Origin of the sequence: Bradyrhizobium sp. BRP56 (genome assembly GCF_020194035.1) — a bacterium.
GTDB lineage: Bacteria > Pseudomonadota > Alphaproteobacteria > Rhizobiales > Xanthobacteraceae > Bradyrhizobium > Bradyrhizobium australafricanum.
On the sequence record NZ_JADYVV010000238.1, the window covers coordinates 1 to 392 of the forward strand.

General features: G+C 49.0%; 1 pseudogene. It reads left to right on the forward strand.

The features are described from left to right. A pseudogene (locus I6F38_RS43565) lies at nucleotides 1-392 on the forward strand (hypothetical protein); the annotation flags it as partial.

Below are 392 nucleotides of genomic sequence, written 5' to 3' on the forward strand. Positions count from 1 at the left end.
GGTTTTTGCTGTTCGTCTGGCGCGCTTTATTGGTTGCACGCAAAAGCGGAATATTGATGGAGATATTGCACAGCTGGCAGCTCCGGCACTGGCTTCTATAAGAGAGATCATTACTCAGGCGCACGATAACGGGTCCGGGATGCCGTTGTCGGTTGTGAGAGAAAAAATTCAGGCACGAATGTCTGACTATGCGGGATTTATTTGCCATGCCGATAAAGTCCGACGTGCCACTCGTGATGCCCTGCTATTGAACGAATTTGTCCAACGACATGGATTGGCAATCAAACATGTGGGTGAAGTTGCCGAGCTGTTTATGTGGCGGCATATGACGCTGACTTCTGCCGCGGTATTAACACAATTAACGCATTATATTGATGCTGGTGGTGGTAGCC